This window comes from Shewanella sp. (genome assembly GCF_047975355.1).
Taxonomy (GTDB): domain Bacteria; phylum Pseudomonadota; class Gammaproteobacteria; order Enterobacterales; family Shewanellaceae; genus Shewanella.
The window spans coordinates 148929-156290 of sequence record NZ_JBKEDJ010000025.1 but is presented as its reverse complement, the minus strand read 5'-3'; the positions used below and the strand labels follow the sequence as shown (position 1 = coordinate 156290).

Annotated in this window: 6 protein-coding genes and 1 tRNA gene; all 7 read left to right on the top strand. The window is 47.3% G+C overall.

Annotation, left to right across the window (positions count from 1 at the left end):
- Nucleotides 1-96: 96 nt before the first annotated feature.
- Nucleotides 97-172 (top strand) — tRNA-Val (locus tag ACK5NH_RS09125).
- A 143-nt stretch (nt 173-315) separates the two neighbouring features.
- Nucleotides 316-546 carry a hypothetical protein gene (locus ACK5NH_RS09120; RefSeq protein ID WP_011073026.1) on the top strand — a complete coding sequence of 77 codons (231 nt, stop codon included), beginning with the start codon at nt 316-318 and terminating at the stop codon, nt 544-546.
- Between the two features lie 395 nt (nt 547-941).
- The gene (locus tag ACK5NH_RS09115) at nt 942-1964 is read left to right on the top strand and encodes a TRAP transporter substrate-binding protein (protein WP_416919400.1); all 1023 of its coding nucleotides are present in this window, start codon (nt 942-944) and stop codon (nt 1962-1964) included.
- A gap of 62 nt (nt 1965-2026) precedes the next feature.
- The gene (locus tag ACK5NH_RS09110) at nt 2027-2671 is read left to right on the top strand and encodes a TRAP transporter small permease (protein ID WP_416919398.1); all 645 of its coding nucleotides are present in this window, start codon (nt 2027-2029) and stop codon (nt 2669-2671) included.
- Nucleotides 2671-4068, top strand: a complete 1398-nt coding sequence (locus tag ACK5NH_RS09105) for a TRAP transporter large permease (RefSeq protein WP_416919396.1) — start codon at nt 2671-2673, stop codon at nt 4066-4068. The genes ACK5NH_RS09110 and ACK5NH_RS09105 overlap by 1 nt, the downstream gene beginning before the upstream one ends.
- A 99-nt stretch (nt 4069-4167) precedes the next feature.
- Nucleotides 4168-5979 carry a sensor histidine kinase gene (locus ACK5NH_RS09100; RefSeq protein ID WP_416919394.1) on the top strand — a complete coding sequence of 604 codons (1812 nt, stop codon included), beginning with the start codon at nt 4168-4170 and terminating at the stop codon, nt 5977-5979.
- Nucleotides 5976-7355 (top strand): sigma-54-dependent transcriptional regulator, encoded by a 1380-nt coding sequence (locus tag ACK5NH_RS09095; protein ID WP_011716480.1) that lies wholly within the window; start codon nt 5976-5978, stop codon nt 7353-7355. The genes ACK5NH_RS09100 and ACK5NH_RS09095 overlap by 4 nt, the downstream gene beginning before the upstream one ends.
- The last annotated feature ends 7 nt before the right edge of the window (nt 7356-7362 follow it).

Sequence of the window (7362 nt, the reverse complement as noted above, 5' to 3'; positions counted from 1 at the left end):
GCTTAGCTCAGCCGGGAGAGCACCTCCCTTACAAGGAGGGGGTCACTGGTTCGATCCCAGTAGCGACCACCATATTTTTCAGTATTGATTTGCCCGGGTCGCTTAGCTCAGCCGGGAGAGCACCTCCCTTACAAGGAGGGGGTCACTGGTTCGATCCCAGTAGCGACCACCATATTCCCCCAAAAACTTTACCCCCAGCACAACTCAACTATGCTTGATCTTAATCAGCATCTGCTTAACTGAGTCTGTTACCCAGTATTCAATCCGATTAAACGTTGCTGATTGTTGCCTTAGGCATATTTGGAGATCAGCACTATGGCCAGCGTCAGTCAATCTGCATCCCTAACCAATATTGCAGCTTACCTTAAGCATACCCATGCCTGCGATGAACAAACCGCGCTAAGGGAAGCCCGTGAAGTCATGCAAAATCTTGTCAGCATGCGCCAAAAAGGCTTTATTACTGGCTGGTACTTCGATGAGCGCGGACATTTAGAACTCCTCCCGAGTGATGAAATCCTTAAGCGGATTGGTGAAGATCATGGCTAACAGTCACTATACTTCATCCGCCCTCTCTTACCTTTCCCCTTGCTTCACCGTCATTTTTCAAACCGCTTTTGATCTAAAAGCAACTTATTTTGCTCACTTAATCATCAAGCTTCACGCCGCTATATTTAAGCCACAAAATACCATTTGGGTGGATTTCCACCCATAGCAAAAATCAACGTGAGCGAGATCTCACCCACAAAACTAAAAGTGTGACAAGCGTCAAATGAACTACACTTTATTAACCAAACACTTACAGAATACATCGTAAGTTGGCGTGGTATTTGCCTTTATTAAGACAGACCTCAGGGAAATCAAGGCTGTATTCCTACTCACACTTGGTAACAAACTAACCAAGGCTGAGGACAAATCCTAACAACAGAAAAAGGAACTCAAAAATGACATTGAATCAACAGATGGGTATTACACGTCCATTAAAAACCGTCGCTAAAATGCTGGCACTAGCCTCAGTGTTTGCCACCAGCTTTAACGTGTTTGCGGCGCCCGTTGAAATCAAGTTCTCCCACGTGGTTGCAGAAAACACGCCAAAGGGTCAAATGGCGTTGAAGTTTAAAGAATTAGTTGAACAACGTTTACCCGGTGAATATACGGTCAGTGTATTCCCTAACTCACAGTTATTTGGGGATAACAACGAGTTAGCAGCACTGCTGTTAAACGATGTGCAATTTGTCGCGCCGTCACTCTCTAAGTTTGAACGTTACACTAAGCGCTTACAGGTTTTCGACCTGCCATTCCTGTTCAATGACATGGATGCGGTAAACCGTTTCCAACAAGGCGAAGCCGGCCAAGCATTGCTGAACTCCATGAGTCGCAAAGGCATTGTGGGTTTAGGTTATCTGCACAATGGTATGAAGCAGTTTTCTGCTAACGCACCACTCAAACAGCCTTCCGATGCTAAAGGCTTAAAATTTCGCGTGATGGCATCTGACGTATTAGCTGCACAGTTTGATGCGGTTGGCGCCATCCCAGTGAAGAAGCCTTTTTCTGAAGTGTTTACCCTGCTGCAAACCCGTGCCATCGATGGTCAAGAAAATACTTGGTCTAACACCTACTCACAAAAATTCTATGAAGTGCAAAGCCATATTACTGAAAGTAACCACGGCGTACTGGACTACATGGTCGTGACCTCTGAGGCCTTCTGGAAAGGCTTACCAGCGGATAAACGTAAAGTGATCAAAGAAGCCCTAGATGAATCTATCGCTTTAGGTAACAAGATCGCCGCTGAAAAAGATAACGAAGATAAACAATTAATCCTTGATTCAAAACGTTCACAACTGGTGACCTTAACGCCAGAAGAACGTCAAAAATGGATTGATGTAATGAAACCTGTTTGGGCTAAGTTTGAAGACCAAGTAGGTAAAGATGTGATTGAAGCCGCTGTTGCTGCAAATAAACAATAATGAAATAAACCGCTTAACCTCCTTAAGAGGTTAAGCGGTATTTGAGCGAGGGGAGTACAGCTGTGATATCGCGAATTTTTGGTTACTTTGAAGAAGGGGTGCTTAACCTCTTGATCACCTTAATGACACTCTTAGTGTTCACTGAGGTAGTGGCGCGGTTTTTCTTCAATACTGGTTTTTTATGGATCCAAGAACTGACCTTAACCCTGTGTGGTTGGTTTGTGCTCTTTGGTATGTCCTATGGGGTGAAAGTCGGTGCTCACATCGGTGTTGATGCGTTTGTAAAAAACCTGCCCCCTAAGGCTAAAAAGGTCACTTCCCTAGTGACAGCATTAATTTGCTTAGCTTATTGCGGCCTCTTTTTAAAGGGTAGCTGGCAATATCTGTCGCAAATGTACCAAATCGGCGTACCGATGGAGGATATTCACTTTCCTAAGTTCCTATTAAACAGCTTAGATCCCGACTTTGCTTGGAACACTTTAAAGATTGATGTCGAAGACGGCGCTGTGCCCATTTGGTTATCCCAAAGCATTCTCCTGATTGGTTTTAGCATGTTGACTTGGCGTTTCTTAGAACTGTTTATCGCCATCCTGCGCAATCAAGTCTCTGGATTCCAATTTGCCGATGAAGCGAAAGAAAGCATGCATTTAATTGATGAAGCTGCTCAGCACGCACAACAAGAAACAGACAATAAGGAAGCGAAGTAATGGCGATTGCGACCCTCTTTACTGCCCTACTCGTCTGTATGTTTTTAGGTATGCCTATCGCGATTGCGTTAGGTTTCTCGAGCATGCTGACGATTTTATTATTCTCCAACGATTCCCTCGCCTCTGTGGCGTTAAAACTTTATGAGTCATCGTCAGAGCACTATACCCTGCTGGCGATCCCCTTCTTTATTCTGTCCTCAGCCTTCCTATCAACGGGAGGAGTGGCGCGGCGGATCATCGACTTTGCGATGGACAGTATCGGCCATATCCGTGGCGGTTTAGCCATGGCTTCTGTGATGGCCTGTATGTTGTTTGCTGCGGTGTCAGGTTCTTCCCCTGCAACTGTGGCCGCTATTGGCTCTATCGTTATTGTCGGCATGGTGAAAGCGGGCTACCCCGAAAAATTTGCCGCTGGTGTAATTACCACTTCAGGCACCTTAGGGATTTTGATCCCACCTTCTATCGTGATGCTAGTGTATGCGGCAGCAACGGAAGTCTCGGCAGCCAGAATGTTTATGGCGGGCTTAATCCCAGGTCTGATGATGGGCTTCCTGCTGATGATAGTGATTTATATCGTCGCTCGTTTTAAGAATCTGCCATCACGTCCCTTCCCCGGCTTTAAACAACTGGGAATTTCCAGTGCCAAAGCCTTAGGTGGTCTGGCGCTGATCCTTATCGTATTAGGTTCAATCTACGGCGGTGTGGCCAGTCCAACCGAAGCCTCTGCCGTGGCATGTATGTATGCCTATCTCATTGCGGTATTTGGTTATCGCGATATTGGCCCATTGAAAAATGTCGCATGGCGTAACGCTAACGAGCCCATCCCCAGCGCAATTGTCCGTAACTTAGGTCATATGGTACTCGGGCTGATTAAAACCCCAGTCGACAAAGAAATCCGCCATGTAGTGCGTGACGGGGCAAAGGTCAGCATTATGTTGCTGTTTATCATTGCCAATGCGATGTTATTCGCCCACGTACTCACCACTGAGCGTATTCCCCATATTATTGCCGAATACATTGTGAGCATGGGCTTACCCGCTTGGGGCTTCCTGATCATTGTAAACTTACTGCTATTAGCGGCGGGTAACTTTATGGAGCCATCGGCCATCGTGTTGATTATGGCGCCGATTTTGTTCCCGATTGCGACTCAGTTAGGTATCGATCCTATCCACTTAGGTATCATCATGGTGGTGAACATGGAGATTGGTATGCTGACGCCGCCGGTGGGGCTTAACCTCTTTGTGACAGCAGGGATCACTGGCCGCAGCATCGGCTGGGTGATCCAATCAGTACTGCCTTGGCTAGCACTGATGTTAGCCTTCTTGGCGCTTATCACCTACGTGCCACAGATTTCCCTGTTCTTGCCGGAATTTTTGGATAAGCTCAACGGATATTAATCTCAAGGAATAAGGATTATTCCTTGATTCTAGATAGTTTTTAAGCGAGCCTACTCAGGCTCGCTTTGTTTTATTCAGTGTGGATCAGGATCGCCTGCTATGTTGCCTATGACGCCCAAGGCCAAACAACGTCTCTTAATGACCATAGTGTTACTTGCGGGCTTATTTGCCATCTTAAAATTAACCTACTGGGTGCATTTTTATCAGGGAAAAATCGAAATCCAACAGCAATCAGAAAAACAACTCAAAGAGCTGGTGAGCTTCTTAGATGGCGCCCTATCGCGCTACGAGAGTATTCCCCATGTACTTTCAACTAACCCTATGCTCGCCAATGTCTTAAACGATCAACAAAACCCCAAGAAGGTGCAAGAACTTAACCTGTATTTGGAAGAAATTCAGCATGTGACAGAGGCTTCTGATATTTATCTTATCGACGCCCTCGGCATTGCAATTGCAGCCAGCAACTGGCAGCAGAGCTTTTCGTTTATCGGTAAAGACTACTCCTTTAGGCCCTATTACACCGACGCGATTTCGGGCAATTTAGGCCGTTACTACGCGGTGGGTACCAGTTCGGATAAACGCGGCTTTTACTTTTCTTACCCTATTTATCAGCAAGGCGCGAAAGGCATTTTGGGCGCCATTATTGTGAAAGTGGATATCGCCGATATCGAGCAGCAAAGCACTAGTATTGCGATGGCGGGACAATATCAATTCCTCATCAGCGATCCCGACGATATTGTGTTTATCTCTAGTGTCGATGAATGGCGTTTAGCCTCACTCACACCGCTGACCCAGGCCAAACAATATGCCTTAAATGCCTCAAAGCGTTACGCCGAGCGCCCGATTGGCGAGTTACTCATTAAGCCTCAATATCAAGAAGATGGCCTCAACAACGGGCATGTCTATCAAATTCGCTCTGGTAACAGTCAGGCGCAATATATGGACACCCATCATTTGATGACCAAGGCGGGTTGGCGGGTGCATATTCTGGCGCCGATGAAACCTCTGCTCGAATCTATGCCCGCGCTTATGCTGCTATCTGCGTCTATCTATTTATTGCTCGCTCTTGGTCTTCTATTTAGCAGTGAGCGGCGCCGCAACTTACAGCGTATGCAACTCGCCCAGAGTTTGTTAGAGCAAAGGGTGGAGGAGCGCACCCAAGATCTGCAACAGGCCAATGATCGCCTTAAAGATACTCAGGATGAGCTTATTCAAGCGGCTAAATTAACCGTAATAGGCAGTTTATCCGCCAGTATCAACCATGAACTGAATCAGCCCTTAGCCGCCCTTCGCAGCTATGCGCAAAATACCCAAACCTTCCTCGCCCGCAACATGCCGGATAAAGCCTCTGATAATCTTAAAATTATTATTGAGCTGACCGACCGTTTAGCCGATATTGTCGGTCAATTTAAGAGTTTTACCCGTAAGAGCCAAGGCACTGACAGCGCCACCGATCTTAAGGGCTGCATCAAACAAGCCCTGACCATAGTCCAGCCCGAAATCGATAAACAAGGGGTTGAGCTCGATGTTCTGCTACCCGAAGGCCAATATCAGGTTTGGGGCGATAAAGTGCGATTGCAGCAAGTGTTTGTGAATATTATGAGCAACGCGATTGTCGCCATGCAGCAATCTTCAAAACGTACGCTGAGTATTAGGGTAAACTGTGCAGACAAGTTCTGTATCAGTATTCAGGACTCTGGCCCTGGGGTACGCGAGAGCCAAATGGAGAAGATTTTTGAGCCCTATTTCACCACCAGCGAGCGAACAGGCCTTGGACTCGGGCTATCCATTTCCCAGCGCATTATCGAGTCTATGCAAGGGCAAATAAATGTTGCCAATGCCGAGGACGGCGGCGCGATTTTCCATATTATTTTACCGATTTATTTAGCCGAGGAACGTCAGTCATCATGAGTCTGCCCAATTCAATTCAAGACTATAGCGTACTGATCATCGACGATGAGCCCCATATAGGCACAGTGCTAGTCCAACTGTTTGAGCTGGAAGGGATTAAAGCGTTCGCCACTACAGATCCCAAAGGAATAGCCAAATTACTCGACAGGGACTGGGCTGGCGTGGTGATTTCCGATGTGAATATGCCGCAACTGGATGGCATCAGCCTGATGCAGCAAATTCGTCAACAGGACCCCGATTTACCCGTCGTGCTGCTCACTGGTTTTGGCGATATCGCCATGGCGGTCAATGCCTTAAAACAAGGGGCCTACGATTTTCTCGAAAAACCCTTTAACAACGAACACATGCTAGATGTGGTGAAACGCGCCTTAGATAAACGCAGCCTCACCCTAGAGAACCGTAAATTAAAGAAAGAGTTAGAAAGCCATAACGTGCCAGGGCCGAGAATATTAGGCCACAGTGTCGGCATTTTGCGCATGCGCCACATCATAGACCAAGTGATTGACACCCCCGCCGATGTGCTTATCGAAGGTGAAACCGGTACGGGTAAAGAATTAGTCGCCCGCTATCTGCATGACCACAGCAGTCGTAATCAGGCCAACTTTGTCGCCATTAACTGCGGCGCTATTCCCGAAAACCTGATTGAGAGCGAGCTATTCGGCGCCGAAGCGGGTGCTTTTACCGGTGTCGATAAACTGCGTATCGGTAAGTTTGAGTACGCCAATGGCGGTACACTGTTTTTAGATGAAATCGAAAGCACGCCGCTGTCGTTACAAGTCAAACTGCTGCGGGTGCTCGAAGATCGCAAGGTCGAACGCCTAGGCTCCAATAAAAGCATTCATTTGGATATTCGGGTGATAGCCGCCACTAAGGTGGATTTAAAGTCCCTGTGCGATACTGGAGAGTTTCGTCAAGACTTGCTCTATCGCTTAAATCTGGTGACTGTGCCGATTCCACCACTCAGGGACCGCCGCGAAGATATTCCTTTATTATTCTTACACTTTGCCCGTATGGCCTCGGCGCGTTACCACAAAGCGTTGATTGCTCTCAATGCCGAGCAAAACGCCATTCTCACCTCCCACGACTGGCCGGGTAATGTGCGCGAGCTGCGAAATCTGGCAGAGCGCTATGTGTTACTCGGTGGCGAAGCCGCCTTCGCTGGCAGCTTAGGCAATGCGCCTAGTCTGCATACCAGTATGTCGCTGCTGCAACGGGTCGAGTTTTTTGAGCGGGTATTGATTGAAGAAGCCTTAAGCCATAACAAGGGCAGCATTAAGCAAACCATGGAGCAACTCGAACTGCCCCGTAAAACCTTATACGACAAGATGCGTAAGTATGATTTAGACCGCAAGCAATATATCAACGCCGACGAATAAGCCAGTC

Excerpts from the sequence above, each read along its gene's own strand:
- ACK5NH_RS09120 (WP_011073026.1), top strand. The coding sequence starts at position 316 with ATGGCCAGCGTCAGTCAATCTGCATCCCTAACCAATATTGCAGCTTAC.
- ACK5NH_RS09115 (WP_416919400.1), top strand. The coding sequence starts at position 942 with ATGACATTGAATCAACAGATGGGTATTACACGTCCATTAAAAACCGTC.
- ACK5NH_RS09105 (WP_416919396.1), top strand. The coding sequence starts at position 2,671 with ATGGCGATTGCGACCCTCTTTACTGCCCTACTCGTCTGTATGTTTTTA.
- ACK5NH_RS09100 (WP_416919394.1), top strand. The coding sequence starts at position 4,168 with ATGTTGCCTATGACGCCCAAGGCCAAACAACGTCTCTTAATGACCATA.
- ACK5NH_RS09095 (WP_011716480.1), top strand. The coding sequence starts at position 5,976 with ATGAGTCTGCCCAATTCAATTCAAGACTATAGCGTACTGATCATCGAC.